The sequence below is a fragment of the Ensifer sp. ENS02 genome, from assembly GCF_014851885.1.
GTDB classification, from domain to species: domain Bacteria; phylum Pseudomonadota; class Alphaproteobacteria; order Rhizobiales; family Rhizobiaceae; genus Ensifer; species Ensifer adhaerens.
Genome location: NZ_JACVAO010000022.1, coordinates 1 through 19,621, shown reverse-complemented (window position 1 = coordinate 19,621; position 19,621 = coordinate 1). Strand labels below are relative to the sequence as shown.

The 19,621-nt window shown below is 62.9% G+C and carries 18 protein-coding genes and 1 pseudogene; 2 read left to right on the top strand and 17 right to left on the bottom strand.

Annotated elements, in window-relative coordinates; translation table 11 throughout:
* Positions 1-65 precede the first annotated feature (65 nt).
* The 7 genes from IB262_RS31080 to IB262_RS31050 all read right to left on the bottom strand — a co-directional run bounded on the left by IB262_RS31080 (position 66) and on the right by IB262_RS31050 (position 8,065).
* Positions 66-1,058 (bottom strand): oligopeptide/dipeptide ABC transporter ATP-binding protein, encoded by a 993-nt coding sequence (locus IB262_RS31080; protein WP_192494205.1) that lies wholly within the window; start codon positions 1,056-1,058, stop codon positions 66-68.
* Complete coding sequence (locus IB262_RS31075; RefSeq protein ID WP_112976812.1) at positions 1,055-2,080, bottom strand: ABC transporter ATP-binding protein; 1,026 nt, start codon at positions 2,078-2,080, stop codon at positions 1,055-1,057. Before IB262_RS31075 ends, IB262_RS31080 begins: the two co-directional genes overlap by 4 nt.
* Positions 2,077-2,985, bottom strand: a complete 909-nt coding sequence (gene ddpC / locus IB262_RS31070) for a D,D-dipeptide ABC transporter permease (protein ID WP_060520890.1) — start codon at positions 2,983-2,985, stop codon at positions 2,077-2,079. The genes IB262_RS31075 and ddpC overlap by 4 nt, the downstream gene beginning before the upstream one ends.
* A 2-nt stretch (positions 2,986-2,987) precedes the next feature.
* Positions 2,988-4,001 carry an ABC transporter permease gene (locus tag IB262_RS31065; RefSeq protein WP_034801824.1) on the bottom strand — a complete coding sequence of 338 codons (1,014 nt, stop codon included), beginning with the start codon at positions 3,999-4,001 and terminating at the stop codon, positions 2,988-2,990.
* A 132-nt stretch (positions 4,002-4,133) separates the two neighbouring features.
* Positions 4,134-5,675, bottom strand: a complete 1,542-nt coding sequence (locus IB262_RS31060; protein WP_192494204.1) for an ABC transporter substrate-binding protein — start codon at positions 5,673-5,675, stop codon at positions 4,134-4,136.
* Positions 5,676-5,798: 123 nt separating this feature from the next.
* Positions 5,799-6,431 carry an XRE family transcriptional regulator gene (locus IB262_RS31055; RefSeq protein ID WP_060584582.1) on the bottom strand — a complete coding sequence of 211 codons (633 nt, stop codon included), beginning with the start codon at positions 6,429-6,431 and terminating at the stop codon, positions 5,799-5,801.
* A gap of 176 nt (positions 6,432-6,607) precedes the next feature.
* On the bottom strand, positions 6,608-8,065 hold the full coding sequence (locus IB262_RS31050) for a M81 family metallopeptidase (protein WP_060584569.1): 1,458 nt from the start codon (positions 8,063-8,065) through the stop codon (positions 6,608-6,610).
* A gap of 111 nt (positions 8,066-8,176) precedes the next feature.
* On the opposite strand from IB262_RS31050, the gene IB262_RS31045 reads away from it, so the two are divergent.
* Together IB262_RS31045 and IB262_RS31040 are read left to right on the top strand one after the other, a co-directional pair.
* Positions 8,177-9,001 carry a M55 family metallopeptidase gene (locus IB262_RS31045; protein ID WP_060584571.1) on the top strand — a complete coding sequence of 275 codons (825 nt, stop codon included), beginning with the start codon at positions 8,177-8,179 and terminating at the stop codon, positions 8,999-9,001.
* A gap of 24 nt (positions 9,002-9,025) precedes the next feature.
* Positions 9,026-10,264, top strand: coding sequence for an FAD-dependent oxidoreductase (locus tag IB262_RS31040; RefSeq protein WP_192494203.1), 1,239 nt, complete (start codon positions 9,026-9,028; stop codon positions 10,262-10,264).
* Between the two features lie 18 nt (positions 10,265-10,282).
* On the opposite strand, the gene IB262_RS31035 is transcribed toward IB262_RS31040, so the two are convergent.
* From IB262_RS31035 to tdh, 10 genes and pseudogenes are all read right to left on the bottom strand, one after another.
* Positions 10,283-11,629 carry an MATE family efflux transporter gene (locus IB262_RS31035; RefSeq protein WP_060584574.1) on the bottom strand — a complete coding sequence of 449 codons (1,347 nt, stop codon included), beginning with the start codon at positions 11,627-11,629 and terminating at the stop codon, positions 10,283-10,285.
* Positions 11,630-12,208 (bottom strand): peroxidase-related enzyme, encoded by a 579-nt coding sequence (locus IB262_RS31030; RefSeq protein WP_043614924.1) that lies wholly within the window; start codon positions 12,206-12,208, stop codon positions 11,630-11,632.
* Between the two features lies 1 nt (position 12,209).
* Complete coding sequence (locus IB262_RS31025; RefSeq protein ID WP_060520885.1) at positions 12,210-12,710, bottom strand: hypothetical protein; 501 nt, start codon at positions 12,708-12,710, stop codon at positions 12,210-12,212.
* Between the two features lie 31 nt (positions 12,711-12,741).
* Complete coding sequence (locus IB262_RS31020; protein ID WP_192494202.1) at positions 12,742-14,211, bottom strand: NAD(P)/FAD-dependent oxidoreductase; 1,470 nt, start codon at positions 14,209-14,211, stop codon at positions 12,742-12,744.
* A 13-nt stretch (positions 14,212-14,224) separates the two neighbouring features.
* Complete coding sequence (locus IB262_RS31015; protein WP_034801840.1) at positions 14,225-15,295, bottom strand: ABC transporter ATP-binding protein; 1,071 nt, start codon at positions 15,293-15,295, stop codon at positions 14,225-14,227.
* Between the two features lie 5 nt (positions 15,296-15,300).
* Positions 15,301-16,092 carry an ABC transporter permease gene (locus IB262_RS31010; RefSeq protein WP_060584577.1) on the bottom strand — a complete coding sequence of 264 codons (792 nt, stop codon included), beginning with the start codon at positions 16,090-16,092 and terminating at the stop codon, positions 15,301-15,303.
* A 9-nt stretch (positions 16,093-16,101) separates the two neighbouring features.
* Positions 16,102-17,082, bottom strand: a complete 981-nt coding sequence (locus tag IB262_RS31005; protein ID WP_060529775.1) for an ABC transporter permease — start codon at positions 17,080-17,082, stop codon at positions 16,102-16,104.
* Positions 17,083-17,160: 78 nt separating this feature from the next.
* The gene (locus tag IB262_RS31000) at positions 17,161-18,261 is read right to left on the bottom strand and encodes an extracellular solute-binding protein (protein WP_060584579.1); all 1,101 of its coding nucleotides are present in this window, start codon (positions 18,259-18,261) and stop codon (positions 17,161-17,163) included.
* Positions 18,262-18,324: 63 nt separating this feature from the next.
* Positions 18,325-19,320, bottom strand: a complete 996-nt coding sequence (locus tag IB262_RS30995) for a LysR family transcriptional regulator (RefSeq protein ID WP_192494201.1) — start codon at positions 19,318-19,320, stop codon at positions 18,325-18,327.
* 128 nt (positions 19,321-19,448) lie between these two features.
* A pseudogene (gene tdh, locus IB262_RS30990) lies at positions 19,449-19,621 on the bottom strand (L-threonine 3-dehydrogenase); the annotation flags it as partial.

Sequence of the window (19,621 nt, the reverse complement as noted above, 5' to 3'; positions counted from 1 at the left end):
AGGCCGCACCGCGCCGTTCCGGCGGCTGGGCCGGCGGGCGCGGATCTGGCGCGTCGTCTGCGCTTTCACGTCTGCGCCAGGTGACACCTGACATGGCGGGCGCTCTCGCTCAGGCGCCGCAGCACCTGGCCCGCCTCGCAGCCGCCGCCAATCCGGTCGCACCTCTGCTTGTAGAAGCAGCCGTCCGGCAGATGGCGGTTGTTGGGAAGCTCGCCCGCACGCACCTGGGCAATATCCGGCAGCGGGCTCTCGAAGCTCGGCGCAGCCGCCAGAAGCGTCTGCGTGTAGGGATGGCGGGGATTGCGCAACACTTCGTCGGCCGGGCCGGATTCGACGATCTGGCCGAGATACATCACCGCGACGTCGTCGCAGAAATGGCGCACCAGCGCGACGTCGTGCGAAATCAGGAGATAGGTGAGCCCGCGCTCTCGCTGCAGCTTCAAGAGCAGATTGATGATCTGCGCCTGTACCGACACGTCGAGCGCCGATGTCGGCTCGTCCAGCACCAGCAGCTCCGGGTCCGTGCTGATCGCGCGGGCAATGGCGATGCGCTGGCGCTGGCCGCCTGAAAACTCGTGCGGCAGGCGATCGAGGTGTTCCGGCCTCAGCCCGACGGCGACGGCCAGTTCCTCGGCCTTCTCATGCAGTTCGGCCCTGCTGTGCCCACCGCGAATGTGCAGCGGCTCGCTGATCAGCCGCCAGACCGGCAGGCGCCGGTCGAGCGAGGATTGCGGATCCTGAAAGACGATCTGCATCTTCTGCCGCAAGGCGCGCTTTTGTTTGCCCTGAGCCTTCTGAAAAACCTCGCCGTCGATCGCCACCCTGCCCTGTTCAAAAGGCGCAAGCCCGATGATCGCCTGGGCGAGCGTGCTCTTGCCGCAGCCTGACTCGCCGACGATGCCGAGGCTCTTGCCGGCGCCGACCTCAAGGGTCACGCCATTGACCGCATGCACATAAGACGTGGGCCGCCCCAACCAGTTGCGGGAGGCCGGGAAGCGGACATGAAGGTCGGAAACCTCGAGCACCGGCCGCGCTATCGTACCAACGCCTTCGGTCATTGCCGGCCTCCCTGCTCTACGAGTTCGGTCGCCGCACCGCGACGCCAGCAGGCGACCTGCTGGCCGCTGGCCCCCACCAGTTGCGGAGACTGGGTTCGACATTGTTCGACTGCTTCCTTGCATCGCGGCTGGAAGTAGCAACCCGCCGGTGGGTGGAGAAGGTTCGGCACAGCACCAGGGATCGCTTCGAGTTCCTGCTTCGGCGCGACCCGCTCCGGCAGGCAGCGCAACAGCGCCTGGGTATAGGGATGCTGCGGCGTTTCAAGGACCGTCCGCGTCGCGCCGTGCTCGACGATCCGCCCGGCATACATCACGTAGAGCCGATCGCAGAGCTGCGAGACGACGGCGACATTGTGCGAGATGAAGATGACTGACGTGCCTGTCCGGCGCGCCCGGTTCTGGATCAACCGCAGGATCACCGCCTGCACGGTAACATCGAGTGCAGTCGTCGGTTCGTCGGCGATGATCAGGCCGGGGTTGCAGGAAAACGCCATGGCGATCAGCACCCGCTGCCGCATGCCGCCGGAGAGTTCGAACGGATAGAGGTTCATGACCCGCTCTGGTTCGCCGATCAGCATGTCGGCAAGAATGTCCCGCGCCACGCGCCTTGCCTCGGCGAGACCTATTTCCTCGTGGCGCATGATGACGTCGGTCAGCTGCTTGCCGATACGGATCGTCGGGTTCAGCGCGTTCATCGGTTCCTGGAAGATGGTCGAGACCACCTTGCCGCGCAGGTCCTGCAACTGATTGTCGTCCATGGAAAGCGTGCTGTGGCCAAAGAGCCTGACGGTGCCACCGGTGATGCGGTAGCGTCCCTTGGGCAGGAGCCCCGTTGCCGCCATCGTCGTCACCGACTTGCCGCAGCCGGACTCGCCGACGATACCGACGATCTCGGCCTTGCCGACGCTGATCGACACATCGTCAAGCGCCTTGACGGCGCCGCTGAAGGTTGGAAACTCCAGGGACAGGTTGTTGATGGCCAGCGCCTGGCCGCGTGGTTCTGCCGTTCCCATCGTCATCATCTGCCCCTCAAGCGCGGGTCGAGCATATCGCGTATGCCGTCGCCGACGAGATTGCACCCCATGGCCGTGATCAGGATCGCCAGGCCCGGGAAGGTCGCGTACCACCATTGGTCGAGCATGTAGCTGCGGCCGCTGCTGACGAGCGCGCCCCATTCGGCGGTCGGCGGCTGCGCGCCGAGGCCGATGAAGCTGAGGGCGGCTGCAATCAGCACGACGCCGCCGAGATCGAGGGTCGCCTGGACGATGATCGGCGACATGGCGTTTGGCAGGATATGCCAGCGCAGGATGTAGAACGGCGAGGCGCCAAAGGTGCGCGACGCCTTGACGAAGACCTGCTCGCGCAGCGACAGCGTCTGGCCGCGGGCGAGGCGCACATAGGCGGGGATGCGTACGATCGCGACCGCCAGCATGGAATTGAACAGGCTTGGGCCAAGAGCCGCGGCCAGCGCCATGGCGAGCACCAGCGCCGGCAGGGCGAGCACGACATCCATCAGCCGCATGATGGCGGTATCGACCCGACCGCCGACGACGCCCGAGAAGCAGCCGATCAGCACCCCGACCGACATCGAGATCAGGACGATCATGAAGGCGGCGCCGCAGGAGGCCCTTGCCCCAAAGATCACGCGCGAGAACAGGTCGCGGCCGACCTCGTCGGTGCCGAACCAGTGCGCCGCACTCGGTGGCAACAGGCGCGCCGTCAGCGACACCTTGTCCGGATTGTAGGGCGCGATCACGGGTGCGGCGACGATCATCACGAGGACAAGCAGGATGATCGCGACGCCGACCAGCGTCAGCGGGCTGCGGCGGCTGAGGTACCAGAAATAGCGCAGCCGCTCGGAAAAGGACTTGGTCCTGCGCATTGCTGCATTCGACGCGGCAGGCTCTGTCGGCATGACGGCGGACATGATCAGACCTCCCTGATCTGCGGGTCGGCGAGCATGTAGGCGAGATCGACCAGGAGGTTGATCAGCACGTAGCCGATGGATGCGACGATGGTGAAACCCATGATGGCGGGGAAATCGAGGGTCTGGATCGAGGTCACAACATAGGTGCCCATGCCCGGCCAGGCGAAGATCGTCTCCGTCAGCACCGCGCCATAGAGCAGATCGCCGAGCGCCAGCCCGAGCAGCGTGATCGACGGGATGAGCGCGTTTCTGAGCGCATAGTTGAAGATGATCATGCCCTTGCGCAGGCCACTGGCGCGTGCTGTCCGGATGTAATCTTCCTGCAGCACGTCGAGCATCGAGGCGCGGATCTGGCGCGTGATCACGCCCATATTGGCAAAGGCGAGCACGAAGCCCGGCAGGATGATGTGGTAAAGGGCGCTGCGGAATGCGTCGAAACGGCCCTGCAGCAGCGAGTCGATCAGCAGGAAGCCTGTGATGCGCTCGGGTGTCGCAATACCCATGGCCAGGCGCCCGCTGCCGGGCAGGATCTGGAATTTCGCATAGAAGACGTAGATCAGGATTAGGCCGAACCAGAAGACTGGCATCGAGATGCCGCAGACCGAGACCGTTCGTGCCACCTGATCAATTGGACCATCCTTGTAGACGGCCGAGAGCACACCAAGCGGCACGCCGAGACAGATCGCGATGAAAAGCGCGACCACGCCGAGCTCCAGCGTCGCCGGCAGGAAGGTGCGGATATCGGCCGCGACGGGGCGATTGGTCCTGAGCGACGTGCCGAGATCGCCCTGAAGCAGATTGCCGATATAGATGGTGAATTGTTCAACGACCGGCCGGTCGAGACCGAGATTGCGCCTGACATTTTCAAGCGTCTCGGCGCTTGCCCTGTCGCCCGCGATCATGCGCGCCGGATCACCGGGAATGAGATGCGAGATCGTGAAGGTGATGACCGCGACCCCCAGCACGACGAAAAGCAAGAGGATCAGACGCGGAAGAATGATGCGGGTGATTGCCATGGACGTCAGCCCTTCCGGCAGGGGAACCCCGGCCTAGCTTGGGAAACGAAGAACCCCTGCCGCCACGGCCAGGGGCCGGCGGCAGGCGTTCCGTGGAATGCGGTCGGCCAAGCGAAGCTTGACCGTTCCTCCTCACTCCGTCTTCGACATCGTTCCGAAGTTGTAGACCTGGATCAGCATCGGATTGTAGACATAGCCCTTCACCGCGGCGCGGCGGGCGAAGATGTCGTTCTTCTCCATGATGTAGAGATATGGCGCGTCGTCAGTCGAAAGCTTCTGCGCCTCGATATAGAGAGCCTTGCGCTTTGCTTCGTCGACGATCGAAGCTGCCTCTTGGACGAGACCCGTCACCTTGCTGTTGTTGTAGAAGGAACGGTTGCCCGGACCGCCCATCTTACCGGCGTCGAACCAGTAGTTCATGAACATGTAGGGGTCGGCGAAATCAGGCGTCCAGGCGCCGGGCGCCATGTCGAACTTGCCGTTGGCGACCAACTCGCGCTTCGTCGTGTCGGCGACCGCCTGCAGATCGAGCTTGACGCCGATTTCTGCGAGAGAGGCTTGCAGCGCCAGACCAACCGGTTCCCAGGCAGGATCGGCCTGCGAGAAGGTATAGGTCAAATGGATGTCGCCCTTGCCGGATTCGGCAAGTAACGCCTTGGCCTTCTCGATGTCGTAGCTGTACTGGAAACCCTGGGGATCATGCCCCCACATGCCGCTCGGCACGGCGCCGCGCATCTGCTTGGCCTGACCGAGCATGATGCCGTCGATGATGCCCTGGTAGTCGACCGCATAGGAGATCGCCTGACGCACCTTGGCGTCGTCGAGCGGCGGCTGGCGATTGTTCATGTAGATGTAGTTCACATACATGCTCGGATTGCTCTCGACGACGACGGAGGCATCCTTCTGCAGCGCTTCGGCCTGATCGAGCGGGATCTGTTCGATGATGTCGGCATCGCCGTTGGTCAGTTGAAGGCGACGCGCCGACACGTCGCCGACAATGCGGAGCACGACTTGTTTCAGCGCCGGCTTGGCGCCTGCATAATGTTCGTTGCTGTCGAGCACGATGCTCTGGTTGCGCTCCCAGGAAGCGATGCGATAGGGACCGCTGCCGGCCGTATGCTCGGCGAGCCAGGCCTTCGCCATATCGCCGTCCTTCTCATGCTCCATCACCTTTGGATTGATGATCGCAGCGCCGGAGACGGCAAGCGTGGAAACGAACGGCGCAAACGGCGCGGTCAGGTGAAACTTTACGGTTTGCGGGTCGACGACCTCGACCTCCTTCAAGACCGGGAACGCGTCGGAGGGGCCAGCCTTCAGCTTCATCAGCCGGTCGAAGCTGAACTTGACGGCCGCGGCATCGACCGGCGAGCCGTCATCAAACTTGTGGCCGGCCGCAATCTTGAAGGTCCAGACGAGACCGGCATCGTCGGCAGTCCAGCTTTCGGCGAGTTCCGGCCCGACTTCCGTCGAGGCGCCCTTGTAGGCGACGAGCCTTTCATAGGCGGCATAAGTGAGCGTGTAGCCGCTGTTGCTGATCTCAATGCCTGGATCGGCTGTCGGCGGATCTTCCGCGCGCGCCAGCACCAGCACGTCCTGCGCAGCAATCGCGCCGGAAAGCGGCGTCGATGCCAGAAGCAATGCAATGCCGATCGATTTCCACTTGGAACCGTTCATCTCGTCGTCCTCCCCAGAACCGCGGCGTGCGATGCCCTCCCGGCACCCACCGCAGTCCTAGACTAGGAAACGATTTTCCTAAGTGCAATATTTTTTCTTATCGTATTTGTTTTTTAGTTTCGATCAGTTTTTGAGCTTGATCGTCTGCGCGTTTGCCAGCGTGGAGACCAATTCGGTTTCCGGGGTCGAGCAAACGCATAATATCTGCGCCGGCTCCTCGCTGACGCTCAAATAGGCGTGTCCCATCATGGCGTCGAAGTAGCAGGAATCACCCTTCTTCAGCCGAAGGGGCGCGTAGATCTCGGTGTGAAGTTCCAATTCACCGTCGAGGACGTAGAAGAATTCCTCGCCCTTGTGGCGGATCAGCGGTCCGAACTCCTCGAGCGTGCGCGCCCGCGCCATCGCCAGGATCGGGACCATCGATTTCTTGGAAATCTCCGTGCAAACATAGAGATAGTCGTAGTTCTGCGTGACGATCTCCCGCCCGTCGCCGGATTTGGTATAGGTGCGCCGCCCCATCATGTTGGGGACGTCTTCCGCGCCCGTCATGGTCCCGAAAAGCTCGACGATGTCGACCTTCAGGCCCTGGGCAAGCTGGATCAAGCGGTCGTAGGTGAGCTGCATCTGGTTGTTCTCGACCTTGGAAAGGGTCGAGACCGCAAGCCCGGTCATGGAGCTGACTTCGGCCAAGGTCCAGCGGTTGCGGTTGCGAATATCCTTGAGGATCTCGCCGAGGCTGGATTTCGCGTCGGTCATCGTTGGCGTCTCCATTTGCCTGCCGCCATCGAAGTGCTCGCCGGTTCTCGCCCGCCCGCAACACAGAATCCGATTGGCATGATAGGAAAACCATTTCCTATAATACGTGGCCGAAAGCAACATCGTGTTGACGGCAATCCCTGCCCCACAACCACTTGCAGCGTTTCGAAGCCCGCCTAATCCGCAAACGGGTTGGCGACCCTTGGCCAATAGGGGCGCTTCAGCTTGGTGAAAGCCAGATCCTCGAAAGTCGGCTGCAAGGCGCCTGGCGCACTGACGTAAAGAATGTCACGCGCGATCGGTTCGAAGCCGGCACGGAAGTGGTTGCTGGATTTCACCACGACGATTTTCTTCTGCGCCGGGTCAAGCCCCAATGCCGTCATGCATTCCGGATGGAAGGTCTGGGTGCGAACGGTGTTGAGCACGATGTCGATGCTGCCGGCAGAAACCCACACGGCATCGCCGATGGCAAGCGGCGTCGGCCCGAAGCGCTGGGTGATGCCGGACGCGACGCGCCTGACCGTCACCGTCAGGTCGAGCGGGTCGCCGGATGCAGGCCCGACCTTTCCGCCGATCCTCAGTGCCAAAGTGGCCCCTTCCCCCGCCTCGCGGCACATGCGAACCGCAATCGGATCCCAATAGAGGCAGGAGGCCACGTCTTCGATGCCGCGCTCGATGATACGACGCAGGATGAAGGTCGAGTCTCCAGGCGCGCCTCCGCCGGCATTGTCCGAAACATCGGCAAGCACGATCGGACCGCTTGTCGCGGCAACGGCCCGGTCCAGCGCCGCGTCGATCCCGAGATAGTCTCCCCGCATCTGTTCACGCGCCTCGAATATCTCGCGAGCGAAGGACCGGGCGACACGCACGGCTTTTTCCGGATCGTTGTCGGTCACAACAAGCATCTTGGCACCGACATCCTCGACATCGCCCCAGGGGAAGCCGTGACCGAAGGAGACCGAGAGCACACCGTCCTGCCCCTCCATCGCCTTCATGCGGTCAACGATGCCACGCAAGGGCGCGCGATGCGGGTGGAAGGTGTTGATCATGCGGCAATCATGCATGCCCATGGCCGGCTTCACATCGCCCGCAAGTGTGCGCTCCATCAACCGGAACAGTTGTTCCGCAACCTCTTCGATGTCGGTGTGCGGATATTCCTTGTAGGTGGCGATCATGGTCGCATTGGCCAGCATGCGTTCGGTGATATGGCAGTGCAGGTCGAGTTCGGCTGCGACCGGCACATCCGGCCCGACCACCTGCCGGACATGCGCAAGCAGATCGCCTTCGACATCGTCGTAGCCGTCGGCCACACAGGCTCCGTGCAGAGCAAGCATCACGGCGTCAACGGGCATCGCGGCCTTGAGATCGTCGAGAATGGTGGCGCGGAAACTCTCATAGACCGCTCGCGTCGTCCTGCCGCCGGGCTCGGCCACGGCGCACAAGCTCTCCACCACATCCCAGCCTTTTTCTTGCGCGGCATTGCGCCAGACGAACATTTGCGAAGAGCAGCAGTTGAGCGGCTTGCCGGTGGCATCGCCATAGGCGATCAGGTTCTCTCGGAAGGCCTCGATGCCGGTCTGCATGGGCGAAAAGGTGTTGGTCTCCGTATCCAGCCCCGCGATGAAAAGTTTCATTTTCGCCTCTCGCCTATCAAGAAAGATATTTTCTAATCATAAAACTATGTTTATCGTCGGAAAGTCAAATGCATTATCCGCGCCCTTGCGCGGCTGACCGGGGAGGCAGGAATGCGCATCTATATTTCCGCTGACATCGAAGGGATCGTCGGGGTCGTGAGCCGCGACCAGTTGATGCCCGAAGGTTTCGAGTACGAGAACGCCCGGCGCTGGATGACGGACACCGTGGTTCACGCCTGCGAAGCTGCGTACGAGGAAGGCGTCGAGGAGGTCATCCTCAGCGATTCCCATGGAAATGGCGAGAGCATCCTGATCGACCGCCTGCCCGACTACGTACAGGTCGTGCGCAGCTGGCCGCGGCCGCTGATGATGATGCAGGGCGTCGAACTCGGTTCCTTCGTCGGCGCGATGCTTCTCGGCTACCATGCCGGCGCGAGCCACAAGGGCGGCGTGCTGTCGCACACGATCGGCGGCACCGCCTTTGCCGAAGTGCGGATCAACGGCACCGTCATGCCGGAGGCCGGCATCAACGCCGCCATCGCCGGACATTTTGGCGTACCGGTGCTGCTCGCATCCGGTGACAACGTTGCCCTCGACGAAATCAAGGAGCGGATCGGCGACATCGTGACGGTGCCGGTCAAGCAAGTCTACAGCACGCAATCGGCGATCACATTGACGCCCGCCGTCGCCCATCGCCGCATCCGCGAGGGCGTCAAGAAGGCATTGTCGAGGGCCGGTTCGGCAAAGCCGTTCAAGTTGGAGAACCCCGTCCTTGAGATCGTCTTCCGCAACCGCCTTCCGGCCGAATATCTTTCCTATCTCAAGGGCGTCGAACGCACCGACGGGTACACGATCCGCTACCCGGGCGACGACATGGTCGACGTCTCGCGTTTCATCCAATTCGTGGTCGGCTACAATTCCCGCCTCACCTTCTGACGAGCATTTCCGCGGAACCAATCCATGACCACCTCTATCGTCCTCGGCGCCGGCATGGTCGGCGTCTCCACAGCGCTAGCTTTGCAGGAAACCGGGCACCAGGTGGTGCTTATCGACCGCAAGGCACCGGGCCGGGAAACCAGCTACGGCAATGCCGGCATCATCCAGACCGAGGCCGTAGAACCCTATGCTTTTCCTCGCTCGCTTGCCGAGATCGTCAGGGTCGGATTGAAGCGCGGCAACGATACGGACTGGCGGCTCGGCGACATGCCGCGGCTGGCCGGACCGCTCTGGCGCTATTTCACGCAATCGGCGCCGGCGACTTATGCGAGAACCGTCGCGGCCTACTCGAAGCTGGCGCTGCGGGCGAGCGGCGATCATGCGCGCTTCATCGAACCCGCCAATGCCGGCGACCTGATCGTTCGCGAGGGCTGGCGCGCGGTCTACCGTTCGCCAGGAAAGCTCGATGCGGCTGTCGCGACCGCCGAGCGTCTGAAACGGGAATACGGTGTGCCGTCGGACGTGCTTACCTCCGACGAGCTTGCGGCAAGCGAGCCTGCGCTCAAAAGCCGGCTGGCGGGCGCAGTCCATTGGACCTCACCCTGGACCTGCCGTGATCCGGGCGACCTGGTCTCGCGCTACGCCGCGCTCTTCGTCGCCCGCGGCGGCAAGGTCGCCCAGGGCGATGCCATGTCCCTGCAGCAGGCCGGCGCGGGCTGGCGGGTCCTGTCGGAGCGTGGCAATCTCACGGCTGAAAACGCGGTCGTCGCCCTGGGGCCGTGGTCGCCGATGCTTTTGGCGCGGTTTGGCTATCGTGTCCCCATGGTGTTCAAGCGCGGCTACCACTGGCACTTTGGCGGCAAGGAAGGCCCACGCATTTCGATGCTGGACATCGACAGCTCCGCCTTGATCGCCCCGATGAACGCGGGGTGGCGGGTTTTGACCGGCGCGCACCTGGCGCCGCTCGGCACCGCCCCGGCATCCCGACAGATACGACACGCCGTCAACGCCGCACGAACGCTCTTTGCACTCCGCGACCCCATCGAAGCAGCGCCATGGTCGGGTACCCGTCCCTGCATGCCCGACATGCTTCCCGTCGTCGGGCCCAGTCGTCACAAGGGCCTGTGGTTCCATTTCGGCCATGGGCACCAGGGCTTCACCCTGGGGCCGACGACAGCACTTCTCCTGGCCGAGCAGGTTGCCGGGAATCGCAACAATCCGCTGGCCCTGCCCCTGTTGCCGTCGAGCCGAGACTGGGCATAGCCGAACGTCAGGGCCCGGTCATTGGCGCACGGTCGAAAATGTGCGGTCGGCCAGCCGCGGCAGCATGAGCCGGAAGGCGACGCTGCGGGCGCTTTGGAACAGGATCAGCGCGATCCACAGTCCGTCATTGCCGAAGACCGGCTGCAGGATCGCCCAGGCGGCAAAGTAGATCACCAGCGAGGCGACCATCAGATTTCGCATCTGCCGCGACCAGGTGGCGCCGATATAGACGCCATCCATCTGGAAGGCGACGATACCGAAGATCGGAAGGGCGGCGACATAGGGCAGGTACGCGTGTGCAAGTGCTGACACGCTTTCCGACGGGGCGGTGATGCCGATCACCCAGTCGCCGGCCACAAAGAGACAGAGCGCGACGAGCCCGGCAAAGACGAAGCCCCATACCGTGGTCAAACCAACAGCACGGTCGAACGCCGGCCGGTAGCGCGCGCCGACGGCTCGTCCGGCCAGTTGCTCCGCCGCCGTTGCCACCCCGTCGAGAAAGGCGACGCCGAAGAAATAGAAGCGCAGCAGGATCGTATTGGCCGCAAGGACTTCGATGCCGAGCATGCCGCTTTGGCGGGTGAAGAAGGAAAGCCCGATCAGAAGCGCGAAGGAGCGGATCATCATGTCGCCGTTGACCGAAAAGGCGCGACGGAAGGCTGTCAGATCCGGCAGGTTCCACGCGGTCCGGTCGGTCTTTGCCCAGATGAGGTAGAGCCCCGCCAGTGCCGTGACGGCTTCGGCAACGAGAGAGGCGGCAGCAACGCCCGCCACGCCCCAGCCGAGACCGAGGACCCAGTGCACGCTCAAGCCGGCGTTCAGCGCATTGAGCAGAGTTTGCAGGATCATGCCCCAGAGCGCATCGCCACGCCCGATGATCCAGCCGAAAACCACGAAATTGAAGAGGACGAAGGGCGCCGACCAGACCCGCCAGGCGAAATAGGTGGCGGCCGCTTCGGCGACCTTGCCTTCCGCGCCCATGGCGGCAAGGCCAAGCGCGCCGATCGGCTTTTGAAGTAAAAGCAGTGCCAGCCCCGCCACGATCGCGATGATGAGGCCGCTTGCGAGCATGCGCTGCTCTTCACGCCGGTCACCGGCGCCGAGCGCCTGGGCCGTAAAGCCCGTGGTCGCCCCTCGCAGGAAGTTGAAGGTGACGAAGATGACGTCGAAGATGACGGTCGAAAGCGCCACGCCGCCGATCAGGGTCTCGTCGCGCAACTGGCCGATGACGCCGGTTGCGACGAGCCCGACAAGCGGGCTCGACAGATAGGCGATCATCATCGGCAACGCGATGCGAAGCACGTCGCGATGCGCGATGTCGAAGGGACGGACCGTGACCGCAGCGTGATCGGAAGCGTGTTTCACTCAATCCAGCCGGTGTGGTTCGCCGAGCGTATGCATCAGCCGATTGGCCCAGCCGAAGATTGCAACCGCGTGGATAAGGTCGAGGATCTGCAGGTCGTCGAGGCCGATCTCGCGCAGATGGTAGAACTGGTAGGCGCCGACATTGTCGGGATGCGCCGTCAGGTCGACGCCGAAATTGAACAGCGCCTGCTCGAATTCCGGCAGGTTCGCGTCAAGGCCGCTGCCATAGATCTCGTCCACCACCTCCGGCCGCTTTTCGAGCTGGATGTAGCGCGCCGCATGAACCGAGGCGCAATAGATGCAGCGGTTGACGAAGGATGCGGCAAGCGCGCCGATCTCCCGGCCACCGCGCGACAGCCCGCCCTCGCTATACATGATGTCGTTGAAGAGCGGCGTGCGCTCCTTCAAGGTTTCCGGCTCGTTGGCGAGAACCAGCACATAGTCCGAAATCTTCTTGTTGGACGGCGTGATCTTCAGCGCGTCGAGCTGTTCGGGTGTGGCGGTCTCGACATCGACCGGCTTGACATAGGGCTTCCAGTCGAGCGCTTCGACGGTGAATTCGTGCACGGCTTGCGACATCTCAGTTGTCCCTCAGCATCTTGAGGCCGGCCGTAACCAGCACCTGATAGTTCACGAAGGCGATGAGGCCGGCGAGCGTGACGATGTCCCGGTCGTCGAGACCTGCGGCGGCGAGCTTTTCGATGTTGGTGCGCGTCGCCTCCTTCGGCGAAAGCGTGACGAGATCGACATGGGCGAGGATCGCCTGAAGGCGGGGGTCTTCGATGCCGTTGCCAGGATCGGCAATCGACGCCAACGCGGAGCCCTCGTCCTCGCGTTCGAGCAGCGCCCGGAAATGCGCGGAGAGCTCCTGCGACTTCCAGAGTGCCGCCATGCGCGCAGCAAGGGCTGCTCGGAGCGCATAGGAGAAGTTGCGCGGATCGGCAGGGCGAAGGGCGGCCTGATAGCTCGTCTGGCTCAACTGCTTCAGCTTCGCCCGCTGTTCGCGCAGCGCCTGCAGGTCGGGAAAGCGATCGAGCCCGAGCACGGTGTCAATTACGTCAGTTGTCGATGGAGAGGTCATTGGTTTTCCTGTCATCTGAAACGCGGGAGGTTCAGGCCGTCTTCTGCGCCGGCGTCGGCGCGTCGGCATCCACCCATTCGGTCCCGTCGAGCTCCGGCTTTTCGTAGGCGATTAGCGCTTCCCAATGGTAGTCGACGTCCCGAATGAAGAGCGAGGCCGCGACCCCGCGCGCCAACCAGAGCGCACCCTCGCTGATGGCCGGAATGTCGCCGCTGACCTTGCCGACGCTGACGGAGGCGCCGTAGTTGAAGCAATGGATGTCCTTCAGCCAGGGGGCTGTTCCCGGCTCCTTCTCGGTGAAGGAGAAGTCTCCGCTCAGCCAGGGGAAGCGCCCGAGCCCGGGGTTCTCTTCGCCCGGTGGCGGCGCGTATCGGTCATCCCAGCAGGCGATCTGTTCCTGATAGGGGGCAAGCTCGCTGCGGCTCAGCGGATCGATCGAGAACCCAGTGCCGAGGATGACGAAGTCGGTGCGGAAGATGCGGCCGTTCGTCGTGGTGATAACGACCTCGCTGCCCTCTTCCCTCATCGACCGGATGCCGCAGTCGAAATGGAAGTAGGCGTTCGGGTACCGGCTGACGCGCAGCGTCGAATTGTGTGGTGCCGGCGTCTGCTGCTTGGCCGCATAGTCCATCAGCCGCCAACGCCATTCCGGCGAGATCTCGGCAAAGCCTGCGGTCACACCATAAGAGCCGATGCCCATCAGCTTGTTGACCGTCGGCATTTCCTTGCGGCGGGCGAGAAGCCGCACCTCCCCTGCCCCTTGCTCCAACGCCTCGGCGGCATTGTCGACCGCCGAAGCACCGACACCGATGACGACGACGCGCTTGCCCTTCAGGCGATCGAAGTCGATCTCGTCGGCCGAGTGCGCCCAGGACTTGTGCCGCTCCATGCCCTTGACGAAATCCGGAATGGTCGGCTCGCCGAGCCCATCGCGGCCCGTCGCCATCACCAGCTTGCGGGTGATGATCGACGGTTTTGCACCGCCGGCGATTTCAAGTTCCAGCAGTCCATCGGGGCGCGGCACGACGCGGGTGACATGCGTGTCGTTTTCGACCGGAATGTCCATGACATCGCGATACCAGCGCAGGTAATCCATCCACATAGGCCGCGGGATGCGAAAGAGCTCCTCCCATTCCGCTTCACCATGAAGCGCTGTGAACCAGGCGCGGAAGCTGAGTGACGCAACGCCCAGTGCCGGGCCGAGAAGGATCTTCGGCGAGCGCAGCGTCTCCATGCGTGCATAGGTGACCCAAGGGCCCTCGAAACCCTTCGGAGCGCGGTCGACGATGCGCAGATTGGCAATGCCGGCACGCGTCAAGGCATGCCAGGCAACGAGCCCGCACATGCCGCCGCCGATCACGACCACATCGCTGACGTCATCGCCCGCCGCAGTCGTCACCGGCTTCGACCAGTTGGCCGGCGGATAGTTGAGGTAGCTCAGGTCCTGCCTTACCCGCGCATTGAGCGCGGCAAGCCGTTGCTGCTTTTGACTGTCGGTCATCCCCGATCTCCCTTCACTTCGCCAAAAGGACGGCATCGCGGTCGCGCCACCCCACCCAGACGTCGTCCCCTTCGATATGCGAAAGCGCCACCGGATCGATCTGCGCCTCGAGCGTGCTACCGTTGTCGAGCTTGACGGTCAGCGACGTGTGAGCCCCCTTGAAGACGCGCTGATCGATGCGCCCTTTGAGCGACGGCCGGTCTTCCGGCTTGCGCGACAGGCAGAAAACCGCCTCCGGTCGCAGCGCCACGGTGGCATGGTCTCCCGGTATCGGCGAGGTGCCGTTCACATCCGCATGCACGATGTTGCCGCGCCACTCGACGGCAGCGATCTCGCCGGAGACCGAAGCAACCGTGCCTTCGAGGAAATTGCTCTGGCCGATGAAGTTCGCAACGAAGCGGCTGCGTGGCCGGGCGTAGAGCTCGTCCGGTCCTCCCATCTGCTCGATCCTGCCCTTGTTCATCACGACGATGACGTCGGACATGGTGAGCGCTTCCTCCTGGTCGTGGGTGACGAAGATGAAGGTCTTGCCGGTCTTCTTTTGGATCGACTTCAGCTCGATCTGCATCTGCTGGCGCAGCTTCGCGTCGAGCGCCGACAGCGGCTCGTCGAGCAGAAGCACGTTCGGATCCGGAGCCAGCGCCCGCATCAGCGCCACGCGCTGGCGCTGTCCGCCGGAAAGCTGTGCCGGCATGCGTTCGGCGTGATCCTGAAGGGAGACGAGGGCGAGGAGATCGCTGACCCGTCTGTGGATCGCGGCGCTCTCCATGCCCTTCAATTCCAGGCCGAAGGCGATGTTGCGGCCGACCGTCAAATGCGGAAAGAGCGCGTAGTCCTGGAAGACGATGTTGACGTTGCGCTTGTTCGGCGGCAGGTGCGAGATCGGCTTGCCCTCGAGGTAGATTTCCCCCGACGTCGGGCTGTCGAAGCCACCGAGCATGCGCAGCGTCGTCGACTTGCCGCAGCCGGATGGGCCAAGCAGCGTGACGAACTGGCCGGGCGCGATCGCAAGATCGAGATCATCGACGGCGGTCAGCGCCCCATAGGACTTGTTGACGTTCTTGAAATGGACGACAGGCTGCATTTGCGTCAGCTCCTCGATCGGCGGGTGAAATGCTCGGCATAAAGGCCGATGGCGGTGGTGACGACGAGCACGATGGTCGCCATGGCGTTGATTTCCGGCGACATACCACCTTGCACCTTGGCGAAGATCAGCATGGGCAGGGTCGGCTGGTAGCCGCCGAGGAAGAAGGTGCGGACGAAGTCGTCGATGCTGGTCAACACGCAGAAGATCATGCCGCCGAAGAGCGCCGGCATCAGATAGGGGATGGTGACGCGCAGGAAGGCGATGAAGGGATCGGCGCCGAGATCGCGCGCCGCATCCACCAGATTGGCCGGCATCGACCGCAGCCGGGTCAGAACCATGATGACGACGAAGGGCACGGCATGAACCGTATGCGCAAGGATGATCGCGAAGGTTCCGGTCGGAATGTCGACGGCGCGGATGAAGATGCGCATCGAGATCGCGTTGATCAGCCCCGGCACCACGGCCGGAAGACAGGCGAGCGCGAAGATCACTGCCTTGCCCCAGATGTTTTCCGCCGAAACGAGAAGTGCGATCCAGACGCCGATGATCGTCGCCGAAACGGTGGTCGCGAGCGCAATGCCGATCGAATAGAGCGAGGCTTCGAGGAACTGCTTGTCCTGGATCACCTTGCCGTACCAGGACAGCGTCCAGTTGCCGATCGGGAAGGCGATAAAGTTCGCGTCCTTGAAGCTCATCGCCGTCATCAGCGCCAGCGGCAGGACCAGATAGACGGCAAAGATCCAGTAGGAAGCACCGAGCGCGGTTTTCGGAAGGTCGTTGAAATAGGTTCGCATCGTTCGCCCTCACATCAGCCGGACGGAGCGACCGCCGACGACCCGCATGAAGAGCCCGACGGTCGTCAAGGACACGACAAGCATGATCATCGAGAAGGCAGCACCTTCCGGCCATTTGTCGTTTGAGCCGTGAAACAGCGTCGCGATAACTTCAGGGAAAATCACTGAATTCGGGCCGCCAAGCAGCAGCGGCGCAGCGAAGACACCGACAGCCGTCAGGTAGACGAGGCTGCAGCCCGAGACGATGCCGTCCTTCGATAGCGGCAGGATGACCCGGCGAAACCGCTGCCACGGCCCAGCCCCAAGATCGGCTGCCGCCTGGATCAGCGGCGTCGGGATCTTCTCGATCGCCGAATAGAGCGGCAGGAGCATGTAGAGCGCCAACAGATAGATGACGCCGAAGCTCAGCGAAAAGAAGGTGTAGAGCATCGGGATCGGCCGGTCGATGAAGCCGAATTCCCGCAAGAGCACGTTCAGCGCCCCGCGGTTGGCGAGCAGCATGATGACCGAGAAGGTGCGGATCAGCTCACCGGCCCAGAAGGGGATGAGCAGCAGCAACAGGGCCCGCATCCGGTTCTTCGGCTGCACAATCTTTGCGACGTAGTAGGCCACGGGATAGACGATCACCAGTGTCGAGATCGTGACCACGGCGGCAAAGATCAGGCTGCGGACAAAGGGCAGGAAATAGAGCCGATCGGAGAAGAACAGCGCGTAGTTGGCCAGCGTGTATTCGCTGCTCTTGTCCGGCTGCGGCGGATAGTTGGCAAGTAGGCTGATATTGGCCATCTGCAGGATCGGCCCGATATGCAACATGGCGATCCAGAAAAGCGGCACGCCTGCCAGCACGGCGAGACGCACGCGCCGGCTTTCGACGAGCAGGCCGATCGTATGGCGATAAAGCCCCGAACGTGCCGCCTTGCCGATCCATCCGGCATAGCGCGGCACCGTCGACAAACCGACGGATGGCGGTTGTGTTGTCGTATCCAGCATTGTCTTTGTTCCCGGCTCTGGAAGAGTCCATTTTATGACGGGCGACCGGCCTCAGCCGATCGCCCGGATTTTGATAGGTCAGGCCGACTTGATCTCGGCCGTTGCCTTGTCGATCATCTCGTTCTTCATGTCGCGGTTGACGGAGCTGAAGAACTGGATGCGTTCGACCTGCTCGGGCGGCAGCGACAGCGCGGCACGCTCCTTCTCGTCCAGCACCTTGTCGACGCCGTCGAAGGCCGACGAGAAGCCGGACTGGCGGGTCATCGCAGCACCAATCTCCGGCGAGGACAGGATGGCGTCGAGGAAGGTGTAGGCCGCGTCCGCGTTCGGCGCGTTGTTGACGATGTTGAAGGAGTAGAGGAAGCCGAATGTCCCTTCCTTCGGCACCGAAATCTCGATCGGATGGCCGTCCATGATGAGCTTGGCGGCCGGACCGGACCAGGCCTGCGCCAGGTAGATGTCCTCGTTGACCAACATCTGCTGCAGCTCGGAGCCGGCATCGTAGTACTTGCGCACCTTGTCCTTGTGCTGGATGAGGAAATCGCGGGCCTGGTTCGTTGCGGCCTGTGCGACTTCGGGCTTGTCGCCGTAGGTCACATAGTCGCCGTCGTTGCCCTGGTAGCGCATGACGATCGAGAGGAAGTCGCTGACGATGTAGGACGTCAGGTTCTTGTTCTCGTCATCGAACATGATCGCCCAGCTGTCGGAAGCCTTGGCGTATTCGGTGTTGCGCACCAGGCCCTCGAAGCCGGCAAGCAGCGGCACGCCGAAGGTCTTGCCGTCGACGGTCAGTTGCGGCGCGCCCTTGTAGGCGGCGGCGAGCTTGCCCCAGTTCTTCAGGCGCGCGGTGTCGAGCGACGAGAGCAGATTCGATTTCATGAACTGCGACAGGCGGTGGCCGGTCACGGTGACGATGTCGGTGGAAGGTGCAGCCCCTTCGGCGGTCAAAAGGTTGTACTGCTTTCCCTGGTCGTCGGTCAGCCGGATTCGCACCTCGATGCCGGTATCCTTCTGGAACTGATCGATGAAGGACTGCGGTACGAACTTGTCATAGGTCGTGATGTTGACGACCTTGCTCTGTGCGAAGGCCGGGCGGATGATCGAAGGCGCTGCGAGCACACCGGCGCCGGCCGCCAACAGCTTCATTGCCGATCGGCGGGTGACATCAAAATTGTTCATCTCGTTCTCCTCATTTTGGCAGGCTCAATTCTCGTGTGGGCGTTCAGAGCTTTTTGCTCCCCTTTATTTCGCCGCCGGGTTGTCCGGCAGCGCACCATTGCCGGCGTTCCTGCCGGCAAAGCTCCTTTCGGCGATACGCGCCATCTGCTTGGGATCATGCACTGTCAGATCCGGCATCCGCTCCGAAGCGATCCGCGCTATCCGTTGAATGAGTTCCCGAACGCCGACCGAGAGCGGGCGCGAGCCGGCTGACAGGATCGCCCATAGGAAGGGGATCTCGACATCGAGAGGCCGAATGACGATGGGCGCCGATTGCAGACCGTAGGCCGTCGCCGGCTCGATGATCGCCACGCCAAGGCCGAGCGATGCGACCTGCACGGCGTTATTGGCCGCGTTGGTCGCGATAATGCGATTGGGCCGCACGCCGGCCGCATTGAGCACTTCATCAACGCTATGGCGCAGCCGAAACGGATTGGACATGGTGACCAGCGTGCGCCCGGCCAGATCGGCGATTGAGATCACGTCTTTCGCAGCCAGCGGATCGTGCGGCGCAACCGCGGCGACGCAGCGCCCTTCGAAAAAACCCTGAACGTCCAGGCCGGGCTGATCGGCCGGCAGCGACGTCACGCAGAAATCCGCCGTCCGCGCAAACACCGACTGCACGGCGGCCTCGGCCGGCATGCTGCGCAGATTGATCGTGTGGGGCAGCAGATGCTCCGGCAGTTCGGCAAGTGCGATCGGGATGATGCCGCTGGCAAAGGCCGGCGTTGCGGCGATCTCGATCGGCTCGGGTTCCTTGCCGGCGATAGCCTTGGCGCGATTGCGCAGGTGCCCGATGCCGCTGACGAAACGCTCGGCATCCTCATGGAAGGCAATGCCCTTGTCGGTCGGCGCGATCCTCGGGCCATTCCGCTCGAACAGCGCAAAGCCGAGCGACGTCTCCAGGTCCTGGATCAGGCGCGTCACCTGCGACTGCGAGCGGTCGAGCAGGCGGGCGGCACCTGTGATGCTGCCCGTCGACATAACGGCGAGAAAGGCCTCGAGATCGCGTACTTCCATCGGCTATCATGCGCTCCCTGCATGGTGGACGATCAATAGTGCATAAAACGCATTCTTAGTTCTAGTGACAAAAGACAATTTTTCTCGGGTGGGCTCGACCGGGCCGGATCAGGCCCGCTCTTGCGGCCTTACCAGTCCATGACGACCTTTCCGGAATTGCCGGAGCGCATGGCTTGAAAGCCGTCGCGGAACTCGTCGATCTTGATGCGGTGGGTGATGACGGGGGCAAGGTCGAGCCCGCCCTGCACGAAGGCGATCATCTTGTACCAGGTCTCGAACATCTCGCGGCCATAGATGCCCT

Bases quoted from the DNA above. Each gene is read 5' to 3' on its own strand.
- IB262_RS31080 (WP_192494205.1), bottom strand. From the start codon at position 1,058: ATGACCGAAGGCGTTGGTACGATAGCGCGGCCGGTGCTCGAGGTTTCC.
- IB262_RS31075 (WP_112976812.1), bottom strand. From the start codon at position 2,080: ATGATGACGATGGGAACGGCAGAACCACGCGGCCAGGCGCTGGCCATC.
- ddpC (WP_060520890.1), bottom strand. From the start codon at position 2,985: ATGTCCGCCGTCATGCCGACAGAGCCTGCCGCGTCGAATGCAGCAATG.
- IB262_RS31065 (WP_034801824.1), bottom strand. From the start codon at position 4,001: ATGGCAATCACCCGCATCATTCTTCCGCGTCTGATCCTCTTGCTTTTC.
- IB262_RS31060 (WP_192494204.1), bottom strand. From the start codon at position 5,675: ATGAACGGTTCCAAGTGGAAATCGATCGGCATTGCATTGCTTCTGGCA.
- IB262_RS31055 (WP_060584582.1), bottom strand. From the start codon at position 6,431: ATGACCGACGCGAAATCCAGCCTCGGCGAGATCCTCAAGGATATTCGC.
- IB262_RS31050 (WP_060584569.1), bottom strand. From the start codon at position 8,065: ATGAAACTTTTCATCGCGGGGCTGGATACGGAGACCAACACCTTTTCG.
- IB262_RS31045 (WP_060584571.1), top strand. From the start codon at position 8,177: ATGCGCATCTATATTTCCGCTGACATCGAAGGGATCGTCGGGGTCGTG.
- IB262_RS31040 (WP_192494203.1), top strand. From the start codon at position 9,026: ATGACCACCTCTATCGTCCTCGGCGCCGGCATGGTCGGCGTCTCCACA.
- IB262_RS31030 (WP_043614924.1), bottom strand. From the start codon at position 12,208: ATGTCGCAAGCCGTGCACGAATTCACCGTCGAAGCGCTCGACTGGAAG.
- IB262_RS31025 (WP_060520885.1), bottom strand. From the start codon at position 12,710: ATGACCTCTCCATCGACAACTGACGTAATTGACACCGTGCTCGGGCTC.
- IB262_RS31020 (WP_192494202.1), bottom strand. From the start codon at position 14,211: ATGACCGACAGTCAAAAGCAGCAACGGCTTGCCGCGCTCAATGCGCGG.
- IB262_RS31015 (WP_034801840.1), bottom strand. From the start codon at position 15,295: ATGCAGCCTGTCGTCCATTTCAAGAACGTCAACAAGTCCTATGGGGCG.
- IB262_RS31010 (WP_060584577.1), bottom strand. From the start codon at position 16,092: ATGCGAACCTATTTCAACGACCTTCCGAAAACCGCGCTCGGTGCTTCC.
- IB262_RS31005 (WP_060529775.1), bottom strand. From the start codon at position 17,082: ATGCTGGATACGACAACACAACCGCCATCCGTCGGTTTGTCGACGGTG.
- IB262_RS31000 (WP_060584579.1), bottom strand. From the start codon at position 18,261: ATGAACAATTTTGATGTCACCCGCCGATCGGCAATGAAGCTGTTGGCG.
- IB262_RS30995 (WP_192494201.1), bottom strand. From the start codon at position 19,320: ATGGAAGTACGCGATCTCGAGGCCTTTCTCGCCGTTATGTCGACGGGC.